Source organism: Actinomadura oligospora ATCC 43269, assembly GCF_000518265.1.
Taxonomy (GTDB): Bacteria; Actinomycetota; Actinomycetes; order Streptosporangiales; family Streptosporangiaceae; genus Spirillospora; species Spirillospora oligospora.
In genome coordinates, this window is sequence record NZ_KI912410.1 from 326,772 (window position 1) to 353,479 (window position 26,708).

The 26,708-nt window shown below is 69.8% G+C and carries 18 protein-coding genes; 10 read left to right on the forward strand and 8 right to left on the reverse strand.

Features of this window, described 5'->3' with window-relative positions; translation table 11 throughout:
- Positions 1–149: 149 nt before the first annotated feature.
- From P696_RS0133175 to P696_RS49720, 3 genes are read right to left on the reverse strand one after another with little or no spacing between them, the layout of a single operon-like run.
- Positions 150–1,397, reverse strand: coding sequence for a DUF4350 domain-containing protein (locus tag P696_RS0133175; RefSeq protein ID WP_026415704.1), 1,248 nt, complete (start codon positions 1,395–1,397; stop codon positions 150–152).
- Positions 1,391–2,068 (reverse strand): DUF4129 domain-containing protein, encoded by a 678-nt coding sequence (locus tag P696_RS0133180; RefSeq protein WP_026415705.1) that lies wholly within the window; start codon positions 2,066–2,068, stop codon positions 1,391–1,393. Before P696_RS0133180 ends, P696_RS0133175 begins: the two co-directional genes overlap by 7 nt.
- A gap of 5 nt (positions 2,069–2,073) precedes the next feature.
- Positions 2,074–3,138, reverse strand: a complete 1,065-nt coding sequence (locus P696_RS49720) for a hypothetical protein (RefSeq protein WP_064744173.1) — start codon at positions 3,136–3,138, stop codon at positions 2,074–2,076.
- 418 nt (positions 3,139–3,556) lie between these two features.
- Between P696_RS49720 and mtrA the strand changes: the two genes are divergently transcribed.
- The 6 genes from mtrA (at position 3,557) to P696_RS0133220 (ending at position 13,600) form a co-directional block, all read left to right on the forward strand.
- Entirely contained in the window at positions 3,557–4,234 is a 678-nt protein-coding gene (gene mtrA, locus P696_RS0133190; RefSeq protein WP_026415706.1) for an MtrAB system response regulator MtrA, read from the forward strand.
- A 13-nt stretch (positions 4,235–4,247) separates the two neighbouring features.
- On the forward strand, positions 4,248–5,942 hold the full coding sequence (gene mtrB / locus P696_RS0133195) for an MtrAB system histidine kinase MtrB (protein WP_026415707.1): 1,695 nt from the start codon (positions 4,248–4,250) through the stop codon (positions 5,940–5,942).
- A 113-nt stretch (positions 5,943–6,055) separates the two neighbouring features.
- On the forward strand, positions 6,056–7,810 hold the full coding sequence (locus P696_RS0133200; RefSeq protein WP_026415708.1) for an LpqB family beta-propeller domain-containing protein: 1,755 nt from the start codon (positions 6,056–6,058) through the stop codon (positions 7,808–7,810).
- A 1,547-nt stretch (positions 7,811–9,357) separates the two neighbouring features.
- Positions 9,358–9,714 (forward strand): phosphoribosyltransferase family protein, encoded by a 357-nt coding sequence (locus tag P696_RS58920; RefSeq protein WP_281175025.1) that lies wholly within the window; start codon positions 9,358–9,360, stop codon positions 9,712–9,714.
- Positions 9,715–10,403: 689 nt separating this feature from the next.
- Positions 10,404–11,081: a ribosome hibernation-promoting factor, HPF/YfiA family gene (gene hpf, locus P696_RS0133210; RefSeq protein ID WP_026415710.1), complete on the forward strand. Its 678-nt coding sequence runs from the start codon at positions 10,404–10,406 to the stop codon at positions 11,079–11,081.
- Positions 11,082–12,931: 1,850 nt separating this feature from the next.
- Complete coding sequence (locus P696_RS0133220; protein ID WP_122193060.1) at positions 12,932–13,600, forward strand: response regulator; 669 nt, start codon at positions 12,932–12,934, stop codon at positions 13,598–13,600.
- A 528-nt stretch (positions 13,601–14,128) separates the two neighbouring features.
- Here the strand turns inward: P696_RS0133220 and P696_RS0133230 are convergent.
- Positions 14,129–14,497 (reverse strand): hypothetical protein, encoded by a 369-nt coding sequence (locus tag P696_RS0133230; protein WP_026415712.1) that lies wholly within the window; start codon positions 14,495–14,497, stop codon positions 14,129–14,131.
- Between the two features lie 391 nt (positions 14,498–14,888).
- On the opposite strand from P696_RS0133230, the gene P696_RS49725 reads away from it, so the two are divergent.
- The gene (locus P696_RS49725) at positions 14,889–16,181 is read left to right on the forward strand and encodes a winged helix-turn-helix domain-containing protein (protein WP_245627908.1); all 1,293 of its coding nucleotides are present in this window, start codon (positions 14,889–14,891) and stop codon (positions 16,179–16,181) included.
- Positions 16,182–16,816: 635 nt separating this feature from the next.
- On the opposite strand, the gene P696_RS0133240 is transcribed toward P696_RS49725, so the two are convergent.
- Complete coding sequence (locus P696_RS0133240) at positions 16,817–17,149, reverse strand: HGxxPAAW family protein (RefSeq protein ID WP_026415713.1); 333 nt, start codon at positions 17,147–17,149, stop codon at positions 16,817–16,819.
- Between the two features lie 187 nt (positions 17,150–17,336).
- On the opposite strand from P696_RS0133240, the gene secA reads away from it, so the two are divergent.
- Positions 17,337–20,183: a preprotein translocase subunit SecA gene (secA, locus tag P696_RS0133245; RefSeq protein WP_026415714.1), complete on the forward strand. Its 2,847-nt coding sequence runs from the start codon at positions 17,337–17,339 to the stop codon at positions 20,181–20,183.
- A gap of 398 nt (positions 20,184–20,581) precedes the next feature.
- Here secA and P696_RS0133250 read toward each other — a convergent pair whose 3' ends face one another.
- The 3 genes from P696_RS0133250 to P696_RS49730 form a co-directional block, all read right to left on the reverse strand.
- Positions 20,582–21,919: a PTS transporter subunit EIIC gene (locus P696_RS0133250; RefSeq protein ID WP_034488239.1), complete on the reverse strand. Its 1,338-nt coding sequence runs from the start codon at positions 21,917–21,919 to the stop codon at positions 20,582–20,584.
- Between the two features lie 74 nt (positions 21,920–21,993).
- Positions 21,994–22,734 (reverse strand): GntR family transcriptional regulator, encoded by a 741-nt coding sequence (locus P696_RS0133255; RefSeq protein WP_026415715.1) that lies wholly within the window; start codon positions 22,732–22,734, stop codon positions 21,994–21,996.
- Positions 22,735–23,059: 325 nt separating this feature from the next.
- A complete protein-coding gene (locus P696_RS49730; protein ID WP_034488242.1) occupies positions 23,060–24,352 on the reverse strand; it encodes a PTS transporter subunit EIIC in 1,293 nt (430 codons plus the stop codon).
- 144 nt (positions 24,353–24,496) lie between these two features.
- Between P696_RS49730 and nagA the strand changes: the two genes are divergently transcribed.
- Both nagA and P696_RS0133270 read left to right on the forward strand, forming a co-directional pair.
- Positions 24,497–25,657 carry an N-acetylglucosamine-6-phosphate deacetylase gene (gene nagA / locus P696_RS0133265; protein WP_026415716.1) on the forward strand — a complete coding sequence of 387 codons (1,161 nt, stop codon included), beginning with the start codon at positions 24,497–24,499 and terminating at the stop codon, positions 25,655–25,657.
- Positions 25,654–26,697, forward strand: a complete 1,044-nt coding sequence (locus P696_RS0133270; RefSeq protein ID WP_034488244.1) for an SIS domain-containing protein — start codon at positions 25,654–25,656, stop codon at positions 26,695–26,697. The genes nagA and P696_RS0133270 overlap by 4 nt, the downstream gene beginning before the upstream one ends.
- The last annotated feature ends 11 nt before the right edge of the window (positions 26,698–26,708 follow it).

A 26,708-nucleotide genomic window follows, 5' to 3' on the forward strand; every position in this document is an offset into this window, starting at 1 on the left:
GAGGGCCGCAGCGGAGTGGTCAACGGCTGTGGCGTCCACGCCGGCGGCTCCTGCGGGCTGCGCGGAGGGTTCCCCGGAGAACGGCGCCGAGGGCGCGCCTGAGGCGTTCCCAGCGGGCTCCCCACCCCAGCCGGGCGAGGCCGAGTGGCTCATGACTGGCGTACCTGCCTTTCCAGGTCATCGAGAAGATCGGCGAGCGCGAGCAGGCCGGCGTCGTCCACGGGCTCGGCACCGCCAGGGTCGGACTGTCCGGTAGGCCAGGATTGGGTGACCTGGCCGAGGTCAAGACCGTACAGCGCGGTGGCGACCGTCCGCTCGTCATGATCGGTGCGGGCCGCGACGGCCATGACGACCTCGCGCGCGGCGCCCGGATCCTGTGTGGGCAAGATCTGCGCGACGGTTCGCGGCAATCCGAGCAAGGGGACGATCCGGTCTCGTGCGCCTGCGCGAAGGGCCTCGGCCGCGCGCCCGCGCGCACGGTGAGCACGATAGAGGCGGGATCTGCCAGTCACGGTCTCGGATGAGCGGACGACCACCGGAAGCACCTCGGCGACCACCGGTCCAAGCCTCCGTCCCCGCCACAGCGCGATGGGGATGACCGCGACCACCAAGCCGAGGAAGAACAACTTGACCCCGGGCGGTAGCAGGTCGGTAAGCGTACGGTCGCCGGCCCGCTCGCCCGAGCTCGCGTGACGCACATCCGGGATGAGCCAAATGACCTGCGGACGCGCTCCGACCAGGTTCATCGCGAGCGCGGCGTTGCCCTCGTCCGTGAGGTGCCCGTTGGTGAGCGGCCTGGCCGCTCCGAGCACCGTGACCGCCCGGCCACTCACCTGGTACTGGACGAGACGCGGTTTCCCCGATTCCGGGTAACACGCGGTAGCGCCCGACGGCGCGACATAGGTTTCGGACTCACCGAACGCGACCGTCCCGGCGAGCGTGGCCCCCTGCAGGCCGCACTGCGGGTGCGCTTGGAGGACGAAGGTCGGGCCGTCCTGCTCGACGCCGGGGGCGAGCGAGGACAGGACCTCGCGGCCCGGCTCGACGAGCAGGAGGTCCCCAGCCGTTCCGCGCAGTCGGTCCAGGTCCGAACGGGTCAGCCGCTCCGGCCGGGCCACCACCGTGATCGTGCCCGCGCCCGCGCGGGAGGTGGCGTCCGAAGCGTTACGGGCCACGTCGAAGCCGACTCCGCGGCTCTTGAGGATCTCGGCGAGCGCCCGCGTGCCACCGGGCTTCGGCGAACCCGGGTCCAGATCATCCGGTTTACGCGACGGTTTGAGGGCGGCCACGACCACCCCGATGACCACCAGGCACAGCAGGACCAGCACGATCCCTCGCGCGGACCGCCAGCGCCGGCCGACGACCTGCCCCGCCGTGGGCTCCACCGCCGTCACCACCGCGAACTCCAGCCATCGGCGGGCTCCAGCTCCGCGTCGTCGAGCGACCTTGGCCTCGCCGAACGCAAGCGGTCGTCAACGGCCCTGACGCGTGCGTACTCCTCGGCGCTACCGGGCCGGTCGCCGTACCAGACGTCGTTGAAGATCCGCACGGTCGCCCGAAGATCGTCCGCCAGGTCCGGGAGCGCCGTGCCCGCCTCCGTCGCGAGTTCGTCGGCGGTCCTGCCCGGGCGCGGGGAGAGGATCGCGCGCTCCTCCAGATCACGGGCCATCGCCCTGAGACGCTCGCGGATGGCTCCAGGCCACTGCCCGGCGGCGGCCAGGCGCTCGGCCTCGGCCCTGTGGTCGGACGACGTGGACGGCTCGTCGTCCAGCAAGGGATCGTCCTTGGACCGGCGGTTTCGGCCACCGCGCATGAGCCAGAACACGAGTGCCACCGCGATGACGACGAGGAGGACGATCACCCCGATCGAAAGCCAGCCTTCACTACCGCCGCCCTTTGCGTTGGGCGCCTGCGCGTGCGAGAAGAGATCGCGTAGCCATTCGGCGAGCCGGTCAAGCGTGCGTTCCAACCAGGACGGCTTGTCCCGCTGGTAAACGGGCTTTTCCAACTCGCGCCTGGCCAGTTCCCGCGCGGTGTCCCGATCCACTGGGGGCGGGTCCAGAAACATGGTGATCAAGGTGCCCCTTGCCTATGGGCCATCCCTGGGGCGGGGGCTACCGGCGGAGCATAGGGAGCAGGCCGGGACGGCACGGACGGACGCCAAAGCTCGAAAAAGTCCTCATCGCCTTCTGGCGCGGGACGTGTCGCGAGATCAAGGTCAAGTCCCTCGCGACGCATCCGCCGGTCCATGTAGAGCAGAGCGATCACCCCGGCGTCGAAGGGCAGCACCACGGACCAGCTCACGATGCGTCCGACCGTGTCCAAGGCCAGGGCCGGGAGTACCTGGTCGCTCCCGGATCCTGAGTCGCCGAACAGCACCACCTGCGCGATCAGGAACGGGATCCGCAATGCGAAGAACCCCATGAAGACCGTGACGAGCATGGCGAGCAGTAGCGTTCCGAAGGTCCGCCACCAGCGCCCCTTGGAGAGCCGTCGTGCGCGCGCGAGCGCCCCGCCGATCCCCTGCCGTTCCATGACCAGGGCCGGGACGCTCTGCACGAGCAGGACGTACAGCCACAGCATCAGAACCACACCGGCCGGAAACCCGAACAGCGCTGAAAGCACCCCAATGGCCGGGTGGGCGTTGCCGGCTGCTGCCAACGCGAACGGGAGCGCAGGCAAGGCCAGGGCAGCCAGAGAGATCACGATCAACACGAAGGCCATCAACAGGAGCTGCCCGAACCGGGCGCGCACGTCCAGCCACACCTGCCGCAGCGAGATGTCCAGGCCGAACATCGTGCGCGCGAGAACCGGCGCCAGAAGCCCTGACAGGAAGAGGATCCCGAAAGCCGTCAGGATCAGGTCGATCCCGCCAAGCGTCGCCTGCGCTCCGACAGATCGGAGCAGAACCCTGGGAGTGACCTCCCCGCGGGCCTCCTGGCCGATGAAGTAGTAGGAGATCAGCGATCCGGTGACCTGGACGACCGTGGAGATCGCTACGGAGACCCCGAGGACGGTCCGGGTGCTGTGCCTGATCCCGGCGATCGCCCCGTCCAGCATCTCGGAGATCGACATGGGCCGGAACGGCACGTCGACCCCGCGCGGCACGAGGCGTCTCCTGCCGCCCGATTCCGCCATCCCAGCTCCCTGACCCGTCCGTGTGTCGGGCCATCCTGCCATGAGGCGGCCATACCGGCTCAAGGAGTGACCAGACACCCGTCCTTATGGGCTGTGTGAGGTGCTATCGCATGCATGAGGACAGAGCGCCGGCGGCGATGCCCATGTATAAACAGTCAACTTTCAGTGCGCTCCGGGAGTCCTTGTTTAAAATCCGGCCTCTGCGCCGGGGCCTGGAGCGGGTATGGCCAACTTGACGGGCCGTTGGGGCCTCCTGGGCCCGGGCAAGGCGGCGAGCGAAGCACAACGTGGGAGGGGTCATGTATTCGGCAAAGACAGGTAACCTTGCACGCCAGGACATACCTCTACCTGGCGTGGCATGGCCGTGCTCCGGTCGCCGCGCTGTCCACCCGTCCCCGACTTTGTAGCGATGAGGGCCATGAGAGGACGTGTACTGGTCGTCGATGACGACCTCGCGCTGGCCGAGATGCTCGGCATCGTGCTGAGGGGCGAGGGCTTCGAGCCGTCGTTCGTCCACGATGGCGACAAGGCCCTGGAGGCGTTCCGGGAAACCCGGCCCGACCTGGTCCTGCTCGACCTGATGCTCCCGGGCGCGGACGGTATTGACGTCTGCCGGCAGATCCGGGCGGAGTCCGGTGTGCCGATCGTCATGCTCACCGCCAAGAGCGACACGGTGGACGTGGTCCTCGGCCTCGAGTCGGGTGCGGACGACTACATCGTCAAGCCGTTCAAGCCGAAGGAGCTCGTCGCTCGTGTGCGCGCGCGTTTGCGTCGCACTGACGAGCCTGCCCCGGAGACCCTGCAGATCGGGGACATCGGCATCGATGTGGCCGGCCACTCGGTCAAGCGGGGCGACAAGCACATCCCCCTGACGCCGCTGGAGTTCGACCTGCTGGTCGCGCTCGCGCGTAAGCCGCGCCAGGTATTCACCCGCGAGGTGCTGCTCGAGCAGGTCTGGGGCTACCGGCACGCCGCCGACACCCGGCTGGTGAACGTGCACGTCCAGCGGCTCCGCGCCAAGATCGAGAAGGACCCGGAGCGTCCGGAGATCGTGGTGACCGTGCGCGGCGTCGGCTACAAGGCCGGTCCGGCCTGACCGCTGCCGCCTGATGACCCCACCGGCCCCCGCCGCCCCCGCCGTCCCGCCCGCCGTCGTCCCCGCGCCGGCCGGGCGGATCCGGCGTGTCGTGTGGTGGCCGGTCCGGCGGTGGCTCGGCAGGGGGCAGCGGGTCGCGCGTCGCGTCGCGAGCGCCGCGTACGCGCGCTGGAGGCGCTCCATCCAGGTCCGGGTGGTCACGTCCACCTTGTTCATCTCGGCGATCGTGGTGGCGATCCTCGGGTTCTTCCTGATGCAGCAGATCACCACCGCGCTGATGGACGGCAAGACCAAGGCCGCTCTGGCGCAGTTGGACGAGGGCCTGGGGAGCCTCCAGCGGGACGTGGGGGTCTCCAACGACAGCGGGGACAGGCTCCGTAGCGCCGCGAACGGGCTGAAGTCGCGCAGCGGGCCGTCCGGGCTGTACGAGGTCTACGTCCGGGACACCACCCAGACCTACATCGACGGGTACGCCACCAACGAGCTGCGGGCCCAGAGCGTCCCTCAGAGGCTCAGAGACGAGCTGAGAAGCGGCACCACGGGTACGCGGGCCTACACATACGGCAAGTTGTCCTACATCGGCCACAGGCCCTCTGAGCGGGGTCTGATCGTCGCGGGCAAGACGAGCCACTACGAGGTCTACTACCTGTTCCCGCTCGTCCAGGAGCAGCACACCCTCACGATCGTCAGCCGCTCCCTGGCCGGGGTCGGGATCGTGCTGGTCCTGCTGCTGGCGGCCATCGCGTCCCTGGTGACCCGCCAGGTGGTCATCCCGGTGCGGCTGGCCGCGCAGGGCGCGCAAAGGCTCGCAGCCGGACGGCTGGAAGAGCGCATGCGCGTGCGCGGGGAGGACGATCTGGCCCGTCTTGCCAGATCCTTCAACGACATGGCGGCCAATCTCCAGGAGAAGATCCGGGAACTGGAGGATCTTTCACAGGTGCAACGCCAGTTCGTGTCTGACGTCTCGCACGAACTGCGCACGCCCCTGACCACCATCCGGATCGCCGGTGACATGCTCTACGACCACCGCGACACGTTCGACGACCCCGCCGTGGGCCGTTCGGCGGAACTGCTCCAAAGCCAGCTGGAACGCTTCGAGTCGCTCCTCGCCGATCTCCTGGAGATCTCCCGACACGATGCCGGGGCCGCGACCCTGGACGCGGAGTCCCTGGACATGCGGGACCTCGTGCTGCGCACGGTGGGCGACGTCCAGGGCCTCGCCGAGCGCAAGGGCTCCAAGATCGTCCTGCAACTGCCCGGCGAGCCGTGCATGGCCGAGGTCGACCGGCGGCGCGTTGAGCGCATTCTCCGTAATCTCCTGGTCAACGCGGTGGAACACGGCGAGGGCGAGGACATCGTGGTGTCCGTCGCCGCCGACAGGGACGCCGTGGCCGTCACGGTCCGTGACCATGGTGTCGGCCTCAAGCCGGGGGAAGGCCAGATGGTCTTCGACCGGTTCTGGCGTGCCGACCCCGCTCGTGCGCGCACGACCGGCGGCACCGGTCTCGGCCTGTCGATCTCCAAGGAAGATGCTCAGCTCCACGGTGGGTGGCTCCAGGCGTGGGGCGAGCCCGCTCAGGGATCACAGTTCCGCCTCTCGCTCCCGCGTACCGCAGGAGCCGAGCTTCGTGGCTCCCCCCTCCCGCTCGTCCCTCCGGGCGCGGGCGGCTCCCGGCTTTTGTTCGCCGAGCTGGAGGCGGGTGACTGATGACCGCCCATCGCCCGAGAATCACTCCTGCGGCTTCGGAGGCTTCAGCTGTGCGTAGGTGCCTGGGGAGTCCGGTCCGCTGGTGGGGAAACGCGCTGAAAGGGCCTGCGGCCGTGGTCACCGCCGCAGCGCTGACGCTTTGCGCGTCCGGTTGCGCGGCCATGCCGGGGGGTGGGCGGGTCACGTCCGTCAAGGCGCAGGAACGGTCCGAGCAGGCGGACGAGTCGTACGTGCGCCTGATCCCCGTGGCTCCCCAGAACAACTGGTCGCCCAGGGACATCGTTTCGGGCTTCCTGTCGGCATCGGCCAGCTTCGACGACGACCACAAGGTCGCCAAGGAGTATTTGGCCAACGCCAATAGCTGGCGTCCCGGGCCGAGGCCTTCGATCGCGGTTTTCGCAGACCGGCCCGACCTCAGGCTCATCGGGACGGGCGACGACCAGGTGACGATCAGGCTGATCGGCACCCAACTCGGCATCATCACCACTGACGGCCAGTACACGGCCCTCCAGAAGAATGTTCAGGCCGACTATCAGGTCACGCGAAACGCTCAGCACCAGTGGCGCATCTCCGCCCTACCGGATGCGCTGGGCCAGACCATGTTGCTCAACAAGAGCGACGTCGAACAGGTCTTCCGTACGTTCAACCTCTACTACTTCGCACCGGACAAGCACACGCTCGTTCCCAATGGGGTTTTCCTTCCCTTGGTGAACCGGGAGGACCTTCCGCAGCGCCTCGTGCAGGCCGTTATCGCCGGGCCTTCCTCCTGGCTCAGGGGCACCGTCTGGAGCGCTTTCCCGCGCGGTACCAAGTTGGTCGGCCTTTCCCTGGACAAGGACGTCGCGACCGTCGATCTCAGCAAGGAGGCGGCGAGCGGCAACGTCAACCAGATGTCGGCCCAGCTCGCCTGGAGCCTTGGCCCGCTGTCGGAGATCAAGCAGTGGAGGCTGCGGATCGAGGGCCGCGGTGTGGTCACACCGGACGGCAAGAGCGATGTCCAGACCTTCAGCGACTGGCAGGCCTACAGCCCGGACGGACCCGCCAGCAGTGACCATCGCGCGTACACGATCGGGGCTGCGGGACATCTGTCCACGCTGAACCTGAACAGCTTCATCCCCATGCCTGTCGTCACGAACGCGCCGGGCCGGATGGTGCGTCCTGCCGTGTCGCCCGACCAGCACGAGGCAGCCGGCCTCAGCCCGGACGGGAAGCAGCTGCTGATCGCCGACATCACCTCGAACGGCGTTCCGCGTGCCCTGCGTACGGCAAAGGACCCGGAAGGTCGGTTCACGCCGCCTTGCTGGGACCGGCAAGGCACCCTCTGGACGGTCGAGACCAGTCCCGGCAAGTCCATGCTCTGGAAGCGGGAACGGGGCAAAACCCTGAAGCCCGTCTGGCACTGGGGCCTTGACGGCCGCGAAATCTACGCGCTCCAGGTCGCGCGCGACGGAGTGCGGGTCGCGGTCGTCGCCAAGATCGATGAAAACCGCAAACAGGTCCAGCTCGGCCGAATCGCGGGAAGTGGCGACCGCATCGACGTCGGATCCTTCGTCCCGGTCAGCTCCGAGCTCGCTGAGACGGACGACCTGTCGTGGCGGGACTACAACACACTCGCCGTCCTGGGCCGCAAGACGCGTGGCACCCAGGTGCTGCCCTACCTGATGCCCGTGGACGGCTCCGCCGTCACCTCCTTGGGTGTTGGTTCGCTTGGGGAACCCGTGAGCATCGCGGCCGTTCCGGGTGGTCCCGTACTGATCGGCACCAAGAGCTCCAGCGAGCGCCTGGTCTGCCACCAGTCCTCCTTCAGGGACCGTGACAGCGAATGGGCATGCAGCGTCGCGGGTAGCGATCCGACCTACGCCAACTGATTGGCCAGGTGACCTCTGCGGGTCGTCCGGCGGCTTCGTGTGCTGTCGCATGCCCTTACGTGTGGCGGCCTTGACCAGCGGATCGCATGCAGTGCGTATGTGGGCGTCCGTACCGGCGAGACCTGGGTGTCGTCGACTTATCCACAGAATGCCGTTCGGCTGGTGAGTGTCGTGGGTGAGGCGGCATCGTCGAATGCATGTTCGTACGCGATCTTCTCGACCTGCTGCTGCCCCAGCGCTGCGCAGGCTGCCGGACCGCCAGGGGCCTGCTGTGCCCCTCCTGCGCCGCTCTGCTGGAGCTTCCGGCCCGTCCTGTGCCCTCTGCGGGCCTTCCGACCCTCAACCCACCCGTCTGGACCGTCACGTCCTATGAAGGCCCCATCAGGGCTCTCATCGCCGCGCACAAGGAGTCTGGCCGGACGGGCCTGGCTCGCCCGCTGGGGCGGGCCCTGGCCACCGCGATCAAGTCCGTCCTGGCGCTGACCGCCGACCCGCCGCCCGGCAACGATCTCCCCTGGCGCGACGAGCGGTCGCCGACGCGACTCGCGGCCTGGACTCTCGAACGGCCCAGCGCCCCGCCCTGTGCTCCGACCACGTCCCCTCCCGCTGATCATCTCCAGCACGGGACGGACGGTTCCGGCGAGGAGGCGGTGTTCTGGTGGCAGCGCGACGAGCCGGTGATCGTGGTTCCGGTGCCTTCGGCAGTGCGTTCCGTTCGCAAGCGCGGACACGACCCGACCCGCCGAATGGCCGCCGTCGCCGTCCGGGAATTGCGCGCCGAGGGCTTCCTGGTGCTCGGTGCTCCTCTGCTTCGCCATCGGCGCGCCGTGGCGGATCAGGCGGGTCTCGGCCAGGCGGACCGGAAGACGAACATGACCGGAGCCATGGCTCTTTCACGCCGCGAGATACGCGTCCTGTACGCCAAACACGGTGACCTGGCTCCTCAGCGGTCCACTGGTTCCGCCGAGGACATACGTCCCAACCCGCCGAACCTGGAAGGCGCGTTGCCGAATCCAGGCCGAGGCTTCCGGACGCGTCCGACCACGAATCCGGCAACGGCGACGCTGACGACTGAGACGGAACCGAACGTGGGCGCCGAGACGGTGCAGCGATCGAGCCCACGCTCGAACGGGAACGTGGGTTCGGGCTCATCGGCAAGCCGGTCGTCGATTGACGACACGGCATTTCCGATGAGGTTCGCACGGGACACGAGTGGAGGGCACGGGGTGCCACGCGCCGAAGCCGGGAGCACCGGAGCTGAGGAATGGCTGGAGCATCCGCGGCATCGGGCGCGCAGGGGAGAGCCGGACGGCGATACGCGTCCTTCGCCCTGGGATGTCGATTCGCTGGGCGCCGTCACGGCGGGGCCCGGAAGCCAGGACGGGAGTGGAGCGGCGTGTCATAGCCAGCCTGCCGGTGACGGCGAACATGCCGCCGCCCCGGACCTTGAAGTGAGGCGAGGCAAAGGCGCCAGTGCGGCCCGGCGAGTGGCCCCGGCCCCGGCGAGTCACAGCTCGAGAGATCCGGCCGGAAGCGGGTCCACGGACATGGCCCAGGGGTCCGCCAAGCGACCACCTGGGCCCGCGATCAGGCGCTCCCCTGCCGATGAGACCGAGCGCTTACCTGATTGGGCGAGTGGGCGTGTGGGTGGAGGTGTCGGCGGGCGCGTGCGTGGGGGGTCGGGGGAGTTTGTGAGCGGGCGTGTGGTCGGGGGACTGGAGGACGGGACGGGGGCGAGTGTGGATGGGCCGTTGGTGGGGTGGCGGGTCGTTGTCGTGGATGACGTGGTGACGTCGGGGGCCACGGTGGCGGAGGCGGTCCGGGTGCTGCGGCAGGCGGGCGCGGACGTGGTCGGAGCGGCGACGGTCGCGGCGACTCCCCGGCGGTTTCTCGGGGGAGGGTGACTTTCTTCACGGGAGATGCTCGGCACGTCGATAGTTACCGACGGTGACAGCTGGCTGCCCGTCTTGTTGGCAGTGGTCGCATTGGTTGTGGAATCAACAGTCACTCTGAGTCAGGAGCAAGGTAGATATTTTCCCAACTCGCTTGCCGGGAGCATCACTCTGACCTGCGCGAGGGGTGATCGTCGGGAAGCCCTGCGGGCACGGGGATGCGCGGCGTGCGGAGGGCCTCCAGGGGGCTCTTCGAGGGCCGGATCGGGGGTGCCTCGATGACCGTACGTGAGTTTTTCCTCCGTTCACCCCCCTGACATTCGTGGCGTAAGGGGTTAGCGTTCCAGGCATGGCACCCGCCCGGGTCCGTGGTTGCGTTGGATCGCAGCGCTCGTCGCGAGCGCGTGATGCGGTCCGGCTAGCCGATGCCAGGCGCAGGCGAAACGGCCCACGTAAGGCGACTTCTCGTCGACTGATCACGGTGCGCCTTAGAGGTAAGTCCTGCCCCGCCGGGGGATCCGACATCCCCCGAACCGGGAGAAGGGCAGTAGTGGCGAGAGAGCCGCGAGCCCCTCAGCAGGCGGATGTGGGGGCGAAGACCAGGTCGGCCGGGCGGGTGCGACCCACCGAGCTGTGGCGTCCGGAGGTGGCGTCGAGCCCCTTCCGGACGGACCTCGCAACCGGGAGAAGGGGGGTCCCGCGTGGACATCATCGTCAGGGGCCGGCACACCGACGTCAGTGATCGGTTCCGGCAGCACGTCGACACCAAGCTCGCCAAGATCGAGCGGTTGAACAACAGGGTCATCCGCGTGGATGTGGAGGTGTCGCAGGAGCGGAACCCACGCCTCGCCGACCAGCGCGAACGGGTGGAGCTGACCATCCGGTCGCGGGGCCCGGTGATCCGGGCGGAGGCCGCCGCGGACGACCGTTACGGTGCGCTCGACCTGGCCCTCGACAAGCTCGAGTCGAGAATGCGCCGCGATGCCGAACGCCGCAAGGCCCACAACGGCGGCAAAGGCAAGGCCAAACTCGCCACGATGGAGCCACTGCCCGAGGACCTTCCCGCCGAGGTCGCGGCCGCTCCGGTCCACGAGCCCGAACCTTCCGGCGCGACCGAGCCGGAGTCCGACGGCTACGAGGCCGTGGCGACCGAGCTCAACGAGAACCTGGTACCGATCCCCATGGACGGCGACGGCCCGGTCATCGTCCGGGAGAAGTTCCACAAGGCCGAGCCCATGGGCATCGAGCAGGCCCTGTTCGAGATGGAACTCGTCGGGCACGACTTCTTCCTGTTCCGTGACAAGGCCACCAGCCATCCCACGGTGGTGTACAGGCGAAGGGGTTGGGACTACGGAGTCATCCGTCTTGTCGAAGAGTGATGTGGCACTTGCGTCACGTCACCGCCCGGATCGTGTCATGATCTAGAAAGGCGTTACCAGCAAGCCGTGACGGCGGCGGTACGGACCGCCCGCCGAGCTCGGGACGGTGGTGCGGCGCGGCCCCAGGATCCGCGCCGCACCACCGGTCCAGCCGCCGCCACGCCAAGCGTTCCCCCGGGGGCGACACCGGCCTCCGGTTCCCCGGCTGACCCAGATCACTGACAGTGAAGGGGGGAAGCGGCGTTCACCTCCACGCCGCGACTCTGGTGAGCGAGAACCCCGAGGCTCGAGGCGCCCCCGCGCCCCCGCGCCGGCCGGGCCCCGCCCCGTCCGCCGCGCGCCCACGGGCCCTCACTCCCCAACCCGCCGCACCGGCCCCCCGCCTCACGCCCCCGCCCACCCCCGCCGCCTCCCCAGCCACCCAGGCTCCGCAGGCCCTCTCGACTCCGCGTTCCCTCTCGACTCCGCGGGCTCCTCAGGCTCCGCAGGCCCCCCGGGCTCCGCAGGCCCTTCCGGTTCTGCAGGCCCCCCGGGCTTCGCGGGCGTTTCCGGTTCTGCAGGCCCTCTCGACTCCGCACGCCCTCTCGATTCCGCACGCCCTTTCGGCTCTGCGGGCCCTTTCGGTTTCGCAGGCCTGCCGGACGGCGCAGGCTTGCCCGATGGGCATCAGCGTTGGGGCGCTTGCTCTGTTTCTGGGCGGCTATCGGAACGTCAACCTGGACCTCGGGCCACAGGTCCGCCCGTTCCCACAGGCTCGCCCCCCTGGTTCACACGCTTTCCCGGTTCCACGGGTTCGCCCGGTTCCGCAGGGGCGTCCGGTCTCGCAGGCTCACGTGGCTTCACGGGGCCGCTCGGTTTCGCCCGGCGATCCGGTCTTTCGGGCTTGCTCGGCTTCCCGGGTTCGCGTGGGTTCGCAGGCCACCTCGGGTTTCCAGGTCCCCTTGGGGTTCCCGGGCCAGTCGGGCTTCCGGGGGCCGGGGCCGGAGCCTCGAACCCTGCCCCGCGGGCCCTCGGGTTCGTTTGGGTGTTCGGCTTGTCGGGTCTTGGCGGTCGGGGCGGATGCGGGAGACGGGTTTGCTTCGGCGGGCGCGATTCTCGTAGGTGAGGCTTTGGGGGCGACAGGCGCGGCGGCCTTGGCGTGTTGTTGTGGGCGCGGTGCGTCGCGGACGCTTGGGTTGGCTGCGGGCAGGGCGCGGGAGTGTCGTGTGGGACAGATGACGCTTGCCGAGGCTGCGCGGGGCGGTCTGGGTGCGCCTGCGTGGGCGAATGCTCTGCGGCGGCGGGGCTCCGCGCGGGATGCTGACGAGGTGTTGGGCACTGAGGCCGGTGCCGGGCTCGTCTCCGGACGAGGTCGGCGGCCGGCGAGTGGCGCCGGGCGGCGGACCAGGGGGCGGCGGCTCTTGAAAAGGGCTGTGGCTGGGGGATCTGGCTTGGATGCTCGTTCGTTGGGTGGGTGTGCGCCGGTTGATGTGGCGATGGCCGATCGTGAGGCGGATGGGCCTGTCTTGAATGGTCGTGAGCTGGTGGTGGACGGTCGTGGAACGGCCGGTCGTGCGCGGGTCGGCGGTGTGCGGGACGTGGCGCGAGGCGGTCATGGACGGGACGATCGGGCCCGTGGAGTGACGGTCTCCGCGTCCGGCGCGGTTCGTGCCGGAGGCGTGGCGGGAGGCGGTGCCGCCGGAGGTGGTGCGGCTCCCCGGGTGATGGTCTCCGAGGGGTCGGCGAGCGGAGCCCGAGGCCGGAGCGGCGGCGCTTCGGCCGGTGGCAGTGGAAGTGGTGGGCCGGGCGGCGGCGCCGCGCGTGTGAGCGCGGAGGCGTCGGCCGGTGGTGCGCAGGGAGAGGATGCGCAGGTGGGGGATCCGATCCGGGTACTGATCGTGGACGATCACGCCCTTTTCAGGCGTGGTCTGGAGATGGTGCTCCAGGCCGAACCGGACATCGAGGTGATCGGTGAGGGCGGGGACGGGCACGAGGCCGTCCAGATGGCGGGCGATCTGCTGCCCGACGTCGTCCTCATGGACATCCGGATGCCGCGGCGCAGCGGCATCGAGGCGTGCACGGCGATCAAGGACGCCGCGCCCAGCGCCAAGATCGTGATGCTGACGATCAGCGACGAGGAGGAGGACCTCTTCGAGGCGATCAAGGCCGGGGCCAGCGGCTACCTGCTGAAGGAGATCTCGATCGACGAGGTCCCGCAGGCGGTGCGCGCGGTGCACGGCGGTCAGTCGTTGATCAGCCCGTCCATGGCGTCCAAGTTGATCACCGAGTTCGCCGCGCTCGCCAAGCGCAGCGAGGAGCGGACGCAGCAGGTCCCGGCACCTCGGCTGACCGACCGCGAGATGGAGGTCCTGCGGCTCGTCGCGCGCGGGCTCGGCAACCGGGAGATCGCCCGGGAGCTGTTCATCTCCGAGAACACCGTGAAGAACCACGTCCGGAACATCCTGGAGAAGCTCCAGCTGCACTCCCGGATGGAGGCCGTGGTGTACGCCGTCCGGGAGAAGCTTCTGGAGATCACCTGACGGCCGTCCGCCGACAGATCCGCGCGATCGGGCCGCTGGACGTCGCCTGAGCCGCGTCCAGCTTCCGGGTGATGCGAGGTCGGTGCGCCGCACCCGGCTCCCGCCTCTGCCGGAAGGGAGCGATACGGCAGCCGTCGAAGGCCTGGGCCGAGGGTGCCGGGGGCGGGGGCGTGCGGGTTCCGTCCGCCTGGGGAGTGGTCGCCGAAGGTTCGGCTGAGGACGCGTTGCTGGTGTGGCGTGCCGAATTGCGTCTGTCTGCGTGGGTGGCCCGAAGCGGTGCCGATCCGAACCGGTGGTTCCGCGTGTGGGGCGGTGCGAGGGGCCCTTGCGGCGCAGGGCGCTGAGTGGCGAGGCGGCCAGGTTTGTCTAGCTCGCCTCCGACGTCTGGGTCGTGTTGCCTGCGCCCGTTGATGGCGGCGATGTGGACGGTGGCCTGGTGGCGGACGGCGAGCTTGTCGAAGCGGGTTGCCTGTGCGCAGTGGTGTTCGAGCAGGTTGAGCCGCACGACCCCTTGGCGTTGCTGGTAGATCAGCGGGTCGCATGAGGATGGCCGCCTGCCGCGCGGGTCTTTGGCGAGGCCGGCAGCGTCCTGGTCACACGTGCGTCCCATCCTGACGCCACCCCGCCGCTCACGCCGCTCGCGCCGTCCGCGCTGCTCGCGCCGTCCGCGCTGCTCGCGCCGTCCGCGCTGCTCGCGCCGTCCGCGCTGCTCGCGCTGCTCGCGCTGCTGCGCTGCCTGCGCCGCTCCGCTGCCCGCGCTGCCTGCGCCGCTCCGCTGCCCGCGCTGCCTGCGCCGCTCCGCTGCCTGCGCTGCTCGCGCTGCCTGCGCTGCTCGCGCTGCCTGCGCTGCTCGCGCTGCCTGCGCTGCTCGCGCTGCTCGCGCTGCTCCCCGCTCATCCGTCGAGGCGAATGCCGCGCGCGTTCGTCAGGGGCGGTCATTGTGGACGGCGCCCATCGCGCGGCGTGCGGTGGGCGTGGGTGGCGCTGGGAGCGCTCGCTCTGGCTGAGTTTGTACGGGTTGCTGAGGTGACGCCCGTTGCCGGAGTGTGAGGGGCGAATGCTCCTGGGTGGGGCGAACGTTGTTCCGGTTGGGTGTCGGTGCAGTTTGTGGGGTGTGGACACGGTTGGGGCCCTCGGCTGCCGTGCTTGGGGGCAGGGCTGGGTGGGGCGGGGCGACACTGGTGAGACCCGTCCTGCCTTGTGGATCGACTTTGGTGGCGGCCCGTTCCGTCTTGTGGATCGACACCGGTGTGTGGGTTTTGTCGGTGTCGTGGCCTACGATCGCGGGGTGACCTCCAAGACCATGACCCCCGACACGGCCGAGGCAGAGCTGAGCGCGGACGAGGCGCGGCGTCTGGCGTTGCGAGCTCAGGGACTGCTGGGCGCGGACGCGCGGCGCGGCGGGGTGCCCGGTGTGCTCTCGCGTCTCGGGGCTGTCCAGTTGGACACGATTTCCGTGCTCGCGCGGTCGCATGAGCTCGTCCCCTATGCGCGACTCGGCGCGATGCCGAAGGAGAAGATCGAGAACGCCTATTGGGCGGCGCCCGCGCGGGATGTTGATCGCGGGACGGCGCGGAACGGCGAAACTCCGGTGGGCGCGAGTGATCGGCGGTCGATCAACAGGCGCGCGAAAGCGACCGGGCCGTTCGCGTTCGAATACTGGGCGCACGCGGCGTCGATCCTGCCGATCGAGGAATGGCCGACCCTGGCCTTCCGGCGGCGGGAGTTCCGGCGGAAGGGCGTCCGCTGGCACAAGGTGCCGGACGGGGTGTGCGACGAGATCCGCGCGAAGCTCAAGGCGGAAGGGCCGCTGACGACCAGGGAACTCGGCGGCGCCAAGGCCGGAGGCGACTGGTGGGAGTGGAGCGACCACAAGATCGGCATCGAGTGGCTCTGGGACATCGGTGAGGTCGCGTGCGTCCAGCGGGTCGGCTGGCGGCGCGTGTACGACCTGGCCGAGCGGGTCGTCCCGGACGACCTGTACGGAGCCGAACCGGACGATGCCGAGTGCCTGACCAGGCTCGTCCGGCTGGCGGGACGGGCGCTCGGCGTGGCGACCCGCTCCGACCTCGCCGACTACTACCGGATCAAGGCCGAGCAGGTGGACGCGGTGATCGAGGCGTCCGGGCTGGTGCCGGTGCGGGTCCAGGGCTGGCGGCAGCGGGCGTGGGCCGATCCGGAGGCGCTGGTGACGCCGCCGCGCGGCAGGCACGCCACGACGCTGCTGTCCCCGTTCGACTCGCTGGTGTGGGACCGGGGACGGACGTCCCGCGTCTTCGACTTCGATCACCGGCTGGAGGCGTACGTCCCGAAGGCGAAGCGCGTGCACGGCTACTTCACGATGCCGCTGCTCGCCGGAGGACGCCTGATCGGACGCGTCGACCCGGCCCGCGAGGGGACGACGCTCGTCGCGCGGCAGGTCTCCCTCGAACCACGTCTCACCAGGTCGGCCGCCCGTCTGGAGGAGGGGGCGGAGGCGTTGCGCGTCGCGCTCCGCGGCGCCGCCGAGTGGGTGGGATGCGACTCGGTCCGCGTCGAACGCGCCGAACCGGCGATCAAGCAGCTCGTCGAAAGGGCCTGAGGGGCGCACTGGCCCGGGGGCCGGGGCTTGGAGCACCCGCCCCGGCGATCCTGCCGCCGGAACCTGCCGTCCAGGCGGCCGGGGGCGGGAGCCTGCCGTCCAGGCGGCCGGGGGCGGGACGCCGCCGCCGATGTGACCTCGCCCGGATGGTGGGCGCGTTCGACGCGACCAGCCCCCTCGGGACGCGGTTCCTCGAGTTTCCTTGCCGTGATCAACGGGCTCGGCTGCGGTGTCGTCCTTCAGGAGTTCGTGAAGCGCGTCCAGGTCATGGTGGGTCACAAGGGAATGCACGCTCGGTCACAGGAGCGCACTGAACGTGACGAGGGTCGGGGAACTCGCCGAGATCCGGACGACTCCGGAAGACCGAGATGAGTAACGGCCCTTGGGGATGCGGCGGCCGGCAGGCCGAGGTGAGGATCGGCCCCTGGAAACGCGTCGGCCCGCCGGGGCCTGGAGGGGCGTCCCTTCTCGGGGGAGGAACGCGGATCCAGGTCCGGCGGGCCGGACGGTCGAGGCCGCCGATCGGGTCGGACGACCGCGGTGCGATCGCCGATCGCCGAGCACCGAGCGCGGTGGCCGGTCGCCGTCCCGTCGGGTGCGCGGGGTGCGCTGCTCCGGCGGGACGCGGGTGGGGATCAGCCGTGCGCGCCCTGCTGCGCGTCGGACATGACCGCCTTCTTCGCCTCGCCGGCCAGGCCGCCGCGGCGCTTGTTCGTGCGGCTGCCGAAGACCGAGTAGTCCACGATCTCGGGCAGGACGCGCGGCGCGTCCACCACGACGTCGGCGAAAAGGTGCACGAGCGCGGCCAGGACCAGGCCGACCGCGATGATCGCGGCTCCGACCCAGAACAGCACCCACTGCGGTCCCAGGCAGAGCGCGACTCCGCCCACGGTGAAGCCGGCGAAGATCACGGTGACCGCCAGCCAGGAACTCGGCCGTCCGGCGTGCGAGCCGTACTCATCGGACAATTTGGGCCCCTCCCCTCAGAGTGTTCAGGATGATTGTCCCGGACGGGTGTCAGAGGGTTGAACGCGGGCCGGGATTGCGTCGCAGGGTGACCTAGACCATTCTGAGTCTCGCCTACGATGGCATCGTACGTGTGGTGTGCGTGCCGCCGGGCGGCGGTGACCCACGATCTGCAAGGAGCCTCCGAGAGTGCCAGTAGTCATCGATAAGATCCTTCGCGCGGGCGAAGGCAAGACCCTGCGCAAGCTCAAGAAGCTCGCGGATCAGGTCAACTCGATCGAGGAAGACTTCGTCGACATGAGCGACGCGGAACTGCGCGAGCTCACCGAGAAGTACCGCGAGCGCCTCGAAGAGGGCGAATCGCTGGACGACCTGCTCCCCGAGGCCTTCGCGACCGCCCGCGAGGCGGCCAAACGCGTCCTGGGCCAGCGCCACTACGACGTCCAGATCATGGGCGGCGCGGCCCTGCACCTCGGCAACATCGCCGAGATGAAGACCGGTGAGGGCAAGACCCTCACCTGTGTGCTGCCCGCCTATCTGAACGCGCTGTCCGGCAAGGGCGTCCACGTGGTCACCGTGAACGACTACCTGGCCAAGCGCGACGCCGAGTGGATGGGCCGCGTCCACCAGTTCCTGGGCCTCGAGGTCGGTGTCATCCTCCCGCAGATGACCCCCGAGGAGCGCCGGGAAGCGTACGCCGCCGACATCACCTACGGCACCAACAACGAGTTCGGGTTCGACTACCTGCGCGACAACATGGCCTGGAGCCTGGACGAGCTCGTCCAGCGCGGCCACAACTTCGCGGTCGTGGACGAGGTCGACTCGATCCTCATCGACGAGGCCCGGACGCCGCTGATCATCTCCGGCCCGGGTGAGCAGAACTCCAAGTGGTACGGCGAGTTCTCCAAGATCGTCCCGCGGCTGAAGCGCGCCGAGCTGGTCAGCACCGCCGGTCAGGTGGACGAGTACGGCCCCGGCGACTACGAGGTCAACGAGAAGAAGCGCACGGTCGGCATCACCGAGGCGGGCGTCGAGAAGGTCGAGGACTGGCTCGGCATCGACAACCTGTACTCCGCCGAGAACACCCAGCTCGTCAGCTTCCTGAACAACGCCCTGAAGGCCAAGGAGCTGTACAAGCGCGACAAGGACTACGTCGTCATGAACGGCGAGGTCCTGATCGTGGACGAGTTCACCGGCCGCATCCTGCACGGCCGCCGGTACAACGAGGGCATGCACCAGGCCATCGAGGCCAAGGAGGGCGTGTCGATCAAGGACGAGAACCAGACGCTCGCCACGATCACCCTCCAGAACTACTTCCGCCTCTACGGCCGGCTGTCCGGCATGACCGGCACCGCCGACACCGAGGCCGCGGAGTTCAACAAGACCTACAAGATCGGCGTCGTGCCGATCCCGACCAACAAGCCCATGGTCCGCATGGACAAGGCGGACGTGGTCTACAAGACCGAGCAGGCCAAGTTCGAGGCCGCCGTCGACGACATCGCCGAGCGGCACGAGAACGGCCAGCCCGTCCTGGTCGGCACCACCTCGGTCGAGAAGTCCGAGCGGCTGAGCAAGATGCTCAAGCGGCGCGGCATCCGGCACCAGGTGCTGAACGCCAAGAACCACGAGCAGGAGTCGGCGATCGTCGCCGAGGCGGGCCGCAAGGGCGCCGTCACGGTCGCGACGAACATGGCCGGCCGAGGCACCGACATCATGCTCGGTGGCAACCCCGACTTCCGCGCCGACCTGGAGCTGCACCAGCGCGGGCTGTCCCCGCTGGACACTCCGGAGGAGTACGAGTCCGCCTGGCCCGAGGCCCTCGACAAGGCCAAGCAGGCCGTCAAGGGCGAGCACGAGGAGGTCGTCGACGCGGGCGGCCTGTACGTGCTCGGCACCGAGCGGCACGAGTCCCGGCGCATCGACAACCAGCTGCGCGGACGTTCCGGACGTCAGGGCGACCCGGGCGAGTCCCGGTTCTACCTGTCCCTCGAGGACGACCTGATGCGGCTGTTCAACTCGGCCCGGGTCGAGGCGATCATGACGCGCCTCAACATCCCGGACGACGTGCCGATCGAGTCCAAGATCGTCTCGAACGCGATCAAGTCGGCCCAGTCGCAGGTCGAGCAGCAGAACTTCGAGATGCGCAAGAACGTCCTGAAGTACGACGAGGTGATGAACCGCCAGCGCGTCGTCATCTACGCCGAGCGCCGCAAGGTGCTCGAGGGCGAGGACCTGCACGAGCAGGTGCTGCGCATGATCGACGAGGTCGTCAACGGCTACGTCGCGGGCGCCACCGGCGAGGGCTTCGCCGAGGAGTGGGACCTGGAGAAGCTCTGGAAGGCCTTCCAGCAGCTGTACCCGATCGGCCTCACGGTGGACGGCCTGGCTGAGGAGGTCGGCGGCGACATCTCCAACCTCGACGCCGAGACCCTGGCGGAGAAGATCCGCGAGGACGCGCAGGCCGCCTACGCCAAGCGTGAGGAGGACCTCGGCGCCGAGGTCGTCCGCGAGCTCGAGCGCCGCGTCGTCCTGTCGGTGATGGACCGCAAGTGGCGCGAGCACCTCTACGAGATGGACTATCTCCAGGAGGGCATCGGCCTGCGGGCCATGGCGCAGCGCGACCCGCTGGTCGAGTACCAGCGCGAGGGCTACGACATGTTCAACGCCATGATGGACGGCATCAAGGAGGAGTCGGTCGGCTACCTCTTCAACCTCGAGGTCGAGGTCGAGGAGCAGCCCGCGACCCCGCAGGTCGGCGTCAACCCCGTCGCCCTCGAGGACACCGTCCCCGCCGAGGACGAGGTGGAGATCGAGGCCGCGGACGAGGTCCCGGTCGTCAAGGCCAAGGGCCTCGCGGAGCCCCAGCGTCCCAAGAAGCTGGAGTACACCGCCCCCACCGTCGACGGCGAGGGCGGCGTCGAGCACCACAGCGAAGAGGCCGACGACCCCTACGAGGGCGTCGGACGCAACGACCCCTGCCCCTGCGGCTCGGGCAAGAAGTTCAAGCGCTGCCACGGCGACCCGACCAACAACTGACACCAGCACCCCAGCGGCCCCGGTCCACCGACCGGGGCCGCTCCCTTTTCCCCACCAGACGTCGAGCCCAGCCACACCACATGGACCGGGCCGGGGTCGTGCGCATCCCCGCCAGGCACGCCGTGCCGGGCCCAGGGGGCCGCGCTTATGCGTGTCGGCGTGCACACGTTGCCACGCGTCCCGCACCACGCACATATTGCGTTCTGCACCACGCAGACGTTGCGTCACGTAACCGCGATGGGGTCGTGGGTGGCGTGCGTGGGTTCGCGGGGTGGTCGTGGGGTGAGGGAAAAGGGGACGGCGGGGCGCTGGTGCGCCCCGCCGTCGGGGGAGGCGGCTCCCTAGGGGGTGGGAGGGCCTCGGGGAGGGCCGGACTTCGGGCTGGGTCCGGCCTGGTGTTACTGGGTCGCCTTCTCGCGCTTGCGGGAGGCGGCGGGCTTCTCGGACGGGGCGTCGACGGCCTCGTCGGGGTCCGGTTCGCGGCCGGGGGTCGCGAAGTTGAACTTCTCGATCAGGAACTTGAAGAGGAAGTAGTAGATGAAGAAGTAGAGGACGCCGAGTCCGAGGATGAGCGCCAGGCCCTTGGTGTTGCTCTTGCTGGCGTTCAGCAGCAGGTCGATGAGGCCCGCGGAGAAGCCGAAGCCGAGCTGGGCGTGGAGGGCCTCCAGGAGGGCCATCGAGATGCCGGTCAGGACGACGTGCACGGCGTACAGGACGGGCGCGACGAACATGAAGGCGAACTCGATGGGCTCGGTCACGCCGGTGACGAAGGCGGTGAGGGCGGCGGAGATCATGATGCCGCCGACGGCCTTGCGGCGGTGCGGGGGAGCGGCGCGCCACATGGCGAGGGCCGCGCCGGGCAGGCCGAACATCAGGACGGGGAAGAAGCCCGCGAGGAAGCCGCCGGCGTGCGGGTCGCCCGCCAGGTAGCGGTTGATCTCGCCGTGGACGGCGGTGCCGTTGTCGTTGTAGGTGCCGAAGACGAACCAGACCAGCGAGTTCGGGATGTGGTGCAGGCCGAACGGCAGCAGCAGGCGGTTGACGACGCCGTAGACGCCCGCGCCGAGCGCGCCCGCGCCGGTGATCCAGTTGCCGAAGTCGGTCAGCCAGGTGCCGAACATCGGCCAGACGAAGCCGATCACGACGCCGAGGACCAGGGCGGCGACGGCGGTGATGATCGGGACGAACCGGCGACCGCCGAAGAAGGCCAGGTAGGTGGGCAGCTTGACCCGGTAGAAGCGCTGGTAGAGCAGGGCCGCGACGACGCCGATGAGGATGCCGCCGAGGACGTCGGTGGGGTTCTTGGCGCCCCAGTCGATGACCGCGCTGGTCTTGCCGTCCGCCACCTTGTCGATCAGCACGTTCGCCTTGAGCTGCGAGGTGTGCGAGAACATGATCTTCGAGACGTGGTCGAAGACCAGGTAGCCGACGACGGCGGCCAGGGCGGTCGAGCCGTCCGCCTTCTTCGCGAAGCCGATCGCCACTCCGACGGCGAACAGCAGCGGCAGGTTGGCGAACAGGGCGTTGCCGGCCTCGCCGACGATCTCGGCGACGCGGACCCAGCCGAGCCCGTCCGCGCCGAGCATGTCCGGCTGGCCGAAGCGCAGCAGGAGGGCGGCGGCGGGCAGGACGGCGATCGGCAGCATGAGGCTGCGGCCGATCCGCTGCAGGACGGCGAACGCGGCCGACCAGGGCTTGCGCCCGGCCGAGCCCTCCGCCGCGGCGATGGAACTCATCAGGGGTGATTCCTCTCCACGGTCATTTCGGGGTGGTGCCAGCAGCGGGCGGAGCGGCCCGGAGCTGCCGGGGGTCAGGAGCGGGTCGGGGGGTGGCCCAGCGCCGTGTGGACCTGGTAGCGGTCGGCACGGTAGGTGGACACGCCGAGCTCGGCGCAGGTCCCGTTGGTGAAGGAGCGCCTGCGCAGCAGCAGCACGGCGCTGCCCCGGGGGATCTGCAGGTGGCGGGCGTCGGTCGCGTCCGCCAGGCCGGCGTCGATCGTCTGGTCGCCCGCGTCGAAGACCAGCCCGTACACCGCCTCGAGGACGCCGTACAGGGACCGGTCGGCGAGCCGCCGGTCCAGCAGGTCGGGCGCGAGCGATGCGAGGATATGCGCCCTTTCGAGTGCCATGGGCTCGCCGTCGGCGGTGCGCAGCCGCTCGACGACGTGGATCGGGGTGCCGAGTTCGACCTCGAAGGTGCGGGCGAGGCGGGCGTCGGCGGGCACGGTGCGGCGGTCGAGGTCGATCGCGCCAGGACGCATCCCGCGGGCGAGCATGTCCTCGGTGAACGAGACCAGCCGCAGCGGCATCTCGATCTTCGGACGGGCGACGAAGGTGCCCTTGCCGGGCACCCGGTACAGCCGGCCCTCGGAGACGAGCTGGTCGACGCCCTGCCGGACGGTCATCCGCGACAGCCCGTACCGCGCGCACAGCTCGCGCTCGGAGGGTATGGGGGCGTCCACCGGGAGCTCGGCGCTCTCGATCATGTCCAGCAGGATGGCCCTGAGCTGGAAGTACTTCGGGACGGGACTGTTCGGGTCAATGGTCGTCACGGGGATCCTCAGGGGAGCCCGGGCCGATGGCCGGCCGACGGGAGTCCGGATCGACTCGGTATGTACTGGTCTAGTCCGGACTAGACCACAGGATTTCGACGTGTGTCAACTCACAGATGCGTAACGTCCGGATCGCGCCGAGGTCGCCGAAGATCACTTGATTTCGCAGGTCAGCGCGTTGAATGCGGCGGCGTCGAAGCTTCGTGTCGTTCGCGTGAGAAGGGGTGTATGTCCGCTCGCGTCCCGCGCGCGAAGGGCGTGTTCGCTGCCAGCGAAATCCGGATCCATTGCGCTGGGAGGCCGAACCGGGGTAGTGCGCGGCTCCTCAGGTGTCGCTCGCGGTCTCCTCGGGTTCGCGGCCCGGGGTGGGGAGGTTCAGCCGGGTGATGACGAAGTAGAAGATCGCGTAGTAGAGGAAGAAGTAGACGACGCCCATCCCGATGATCAGGGGCAGGTGCCGGGTGTTGCTCTTGGTCGCGTTCAGCAGCATGTCGATGAGGCCCGCGGAGAACGAGAAGCCGAGCTGGGCGTCGAGGGCGGCGAGGACGTACATCGAGACGCCGGTCAGCAGCACGTGGATGGCGTAGAGCAGCGGCGCGACGAACATGAACGAGAACTCGATCGGCTCGGTGACGCCGCAGACGAAGGCGGTCAGCGCGGCCGACACCATCAGGCCGCCGACGACGCCCCTCCTGCCGTGCGGGGCGGCGCGCCAGATGGCCATCGCGGCGCCGGGAAGGCCGAACATCAGGACGGGGAAGAAGCCCGCGAGGAACGTCCCGGCGTGCGGGTCGCCCGCCAGGTACCGGTTGATCTCGCCGTGGATGATCGTCCCGTGGTCGTTGTAGGAGCCGAAGACGAACCAGATCAGCGAGTTGAGGATGTGGTGCAGGCCGAACGGCAGCAGCAGCCGGTTCGCGATGCCGTAGATGCCCGCGCCGGGCGCGCCGAGGCCGGTGATCCAGTCGCCGAAGGAGTCGATCCAGTGGCCGAGCGTCGGCCAGACCAGGCCGAAGGCGACGCCGAGCACCAGGCAGGCGGCGGCGCTGACGATCGGCACGAACCGCCGTCCGCCGAAGAACGCCAGCCACGAGGGCAGCTTGATCCGGTAGAAGCGCTGGTAGAGCAGGGCGACGATGATCCCGACGACGATCCCGCCGAGCACCTGGGTCGGGTTCTTCAGGCCGTACCCGATCACGTCCTTGACCGCGCCGGCCTCCACGACCTTCTGGACCACCGAGTCCTTGAGCGTGGACGAGTGGGCGAACATCGTCTTCGAGACCCGGTCGAAGACCAGGTAGCCGACGACGGCGGAGAGGGCGGTCGAGCCGTCGGACTTCCTGGCGAAGCCGATGGCGACGCCGACCGCGAAGAGGATCGCGAGGTTGTCGAGCAGCGCGCCGCCCGCCGCGGCGAACACCTCGGCGATCCGGTCCCAGCCGAGGCCGTCCTTGCCGAGCAGGTCGTCCTGGCCGAGGCGGAGCAGGATGCCGGCGGCGGGCAGGACGGCGATGGGCAGCATCAGGCTGCGGCCGATCCGCTGCAGCACCGCGAACGTGGCGGACCAGGCGTGCCGCGCGCCGCCCCCGCCGTCTGCCTGCGTGGTCGTGGAACTCATGAGCCGATGGACTCCCCCGAGCGAACACCCTCGCTCTATCGCTTTGCCGCGTGTGTCGGGTATGTTGCGTACTGGTCCAGACCGGACTAGACCAGTCGTGGCAGACACGACCGGCGAACCCGGCGTCACGGAGAGTGCGTCCCGATGGCACAACGTCTGATCACCGCGAACCGCATGATCACTTCCCCCGCGGAGGGTCCTACCCGCGTGGTCTCGCCGGGATACGTCCGGTTCGAGGACGGCGTGATCATCGAGGCGGGAGAGGGCCGCCCGGACGGCGCGGACCTCCACCTCGAGGACGGCGTGCTCGCCCCCGGCCTGGTCGACCTGCAGGTCAACGGCTTCTTCGGGCACGACATGGTGGACGCCGACGAGACCGGCTGGCGGACGGTCGTCGAGCGCCTCCCCGAGACCGGCGTGACCTCCTTCCTGCCGACGTTCATCACCGCGCCCGTCGAGGTCCAGGCCGCGGCGCTGCGCCGCACCCGCGACCTGCTGCCGACGCTGGACGGCCGGGGCACGCGCGTGCTGGGTGTGCACCTCGAGGGGCCGTTCCTGTCGGAGAAGCGCAAGGGCGCGCACAACCCCGCCTACCTGACCGACCCGACGCCCGAGAAGATCGCGACGCTGCTCGAGACCGGGCTGGTCAAGCTGGTCACGCTCGCCCCCGAGCGGGACGGCGCGCTGGACGCGATCCGCACGCTCGTGGAGAACGGCGTGCTGGTCAGCGTCGGTCACAGCGACGCGTCCGCGAGCCAGGTCGCCGCCGCGGCCGGTGCGGGCGCGCGCAAGGTCACCCACATCTTCAACGCCCAGTCCGGGATGAACCACCGCGACCCGGGCGTGGCGGCGCAGGCGCTCGCCGACGACCGGCTGAGCCCCGGCCTCATCCTCGACCTGCACCACGTGTCCGGGACCGTGGCCAGGGTCGTCTTCAACGCCGCGGCCGGACGCGTCGTGCTCGTCACCGACGCCGCGTCCGCCGCCGGGATGCCGCCGGGCACCTACGAGCTGGGCGGCGAACCGATCACCATGCCGGAGCAGGGGCCGCCGCTGCGCGCCGACGGCACCATCGCGGGCTCCGGGCTCCGGCTGGACGACGCCATCGGCAACGCGCTGGCGATCGGCATCGACCTGGTGACGGCCGTGGACGCCGCCACCCGCGTCCCCGCCGACCTCGTCGGACGGCCCGACCTCGGCCGCATCGCCCCCGGCGCGAAGGCCGACCTGGTCTGGCTCGGTCCCGACCATCGCGCGCGTACGACGTGGATCAACGGGCAGGAACTCTTCGGAGGGGGATCATGACCACCAGCCGCATGCGCGCCGAGATCGGTGAGCAGCCCGAGGCGCTCCGGCGCACGATCGAGGCGCTGCTTCCGCGCGTCCCGGAGATCGAGCGGCTCGCCGCCGAGACCCGGCAGGTGCTGTTCATCGCGCGGGGGTCGTCCGACAACGCCGCCGTGTACGGCCGGTACCTGATCGAGTCGCACGCCGGGCGGCTCGCGACGCTCGCCGCGCCCTCGATCGCGACGGCCTACAACCGCAAGCTCGACCTCGACGGCGTGCTGGCCGTGGCGATCAGCCAGTCCGGCAAGACCGAGGAGATCGTCGAGACGCTGGCCTGGGCGAAGGAGTGCGGCGCGCGCACCGTCGCGGTCACCAACGGCCAGGGCTCGCCGCTCGCCGAGGCCGCCGACGTCGCGCTGATCACCCTCGCGGGCGACGAGCTGGCCGTCCCGGCGACCAAGACCTACACCACCCAGCTCGCCGCGCTCGCGGTGCTCGGCCTCGGTCTCGGCATCGGCCAGGACCCGGCCGACCTGCGCCGCGTCCCGGACGAGGTGGAGGGCCTGATCCGGGCCACCGAGGCGTCACCGGCGCTGGGGCGGATCGTCGAGGCCCTCGCGCAGGTGCCGGGCGCGGTCGTGTCCGGACGCGGCATCGCGTTCGGCACCGCGCTGGAGCTGGCCCTGAAGATCAAGGAGGCGTGCTACCTGCACGCGATGGGCCTGTCCTACGCCGACCTGCTGCACGGCCCGATCGCCGTTGTGGACGACCAGACCCCCGCGCTCCTCGTCGCGGCCGAGAACAGCCCCACGCTGTCCGGCACGATCGCGCTCGCCGAGCGTGTGCGCGGCGCGGGCTCCGAGGCGTTCGGGTTCGGCGGCGGCAGCGGCCTCGCGCAGGCGTCCACGGCCGCGCTGCCCGGCCCCGACCTGCCCGAATGGGTCGCCCCGCTCGGCCTCATCGTGCCCGGGCAGATCATGGTCGAGAACCTGGCCCGGCGGCTCGGCATCGACCCGGACGTCCCGCGCGGGCTGAACAAGGTCACCCAGACCGACTGACGCGCAGACCG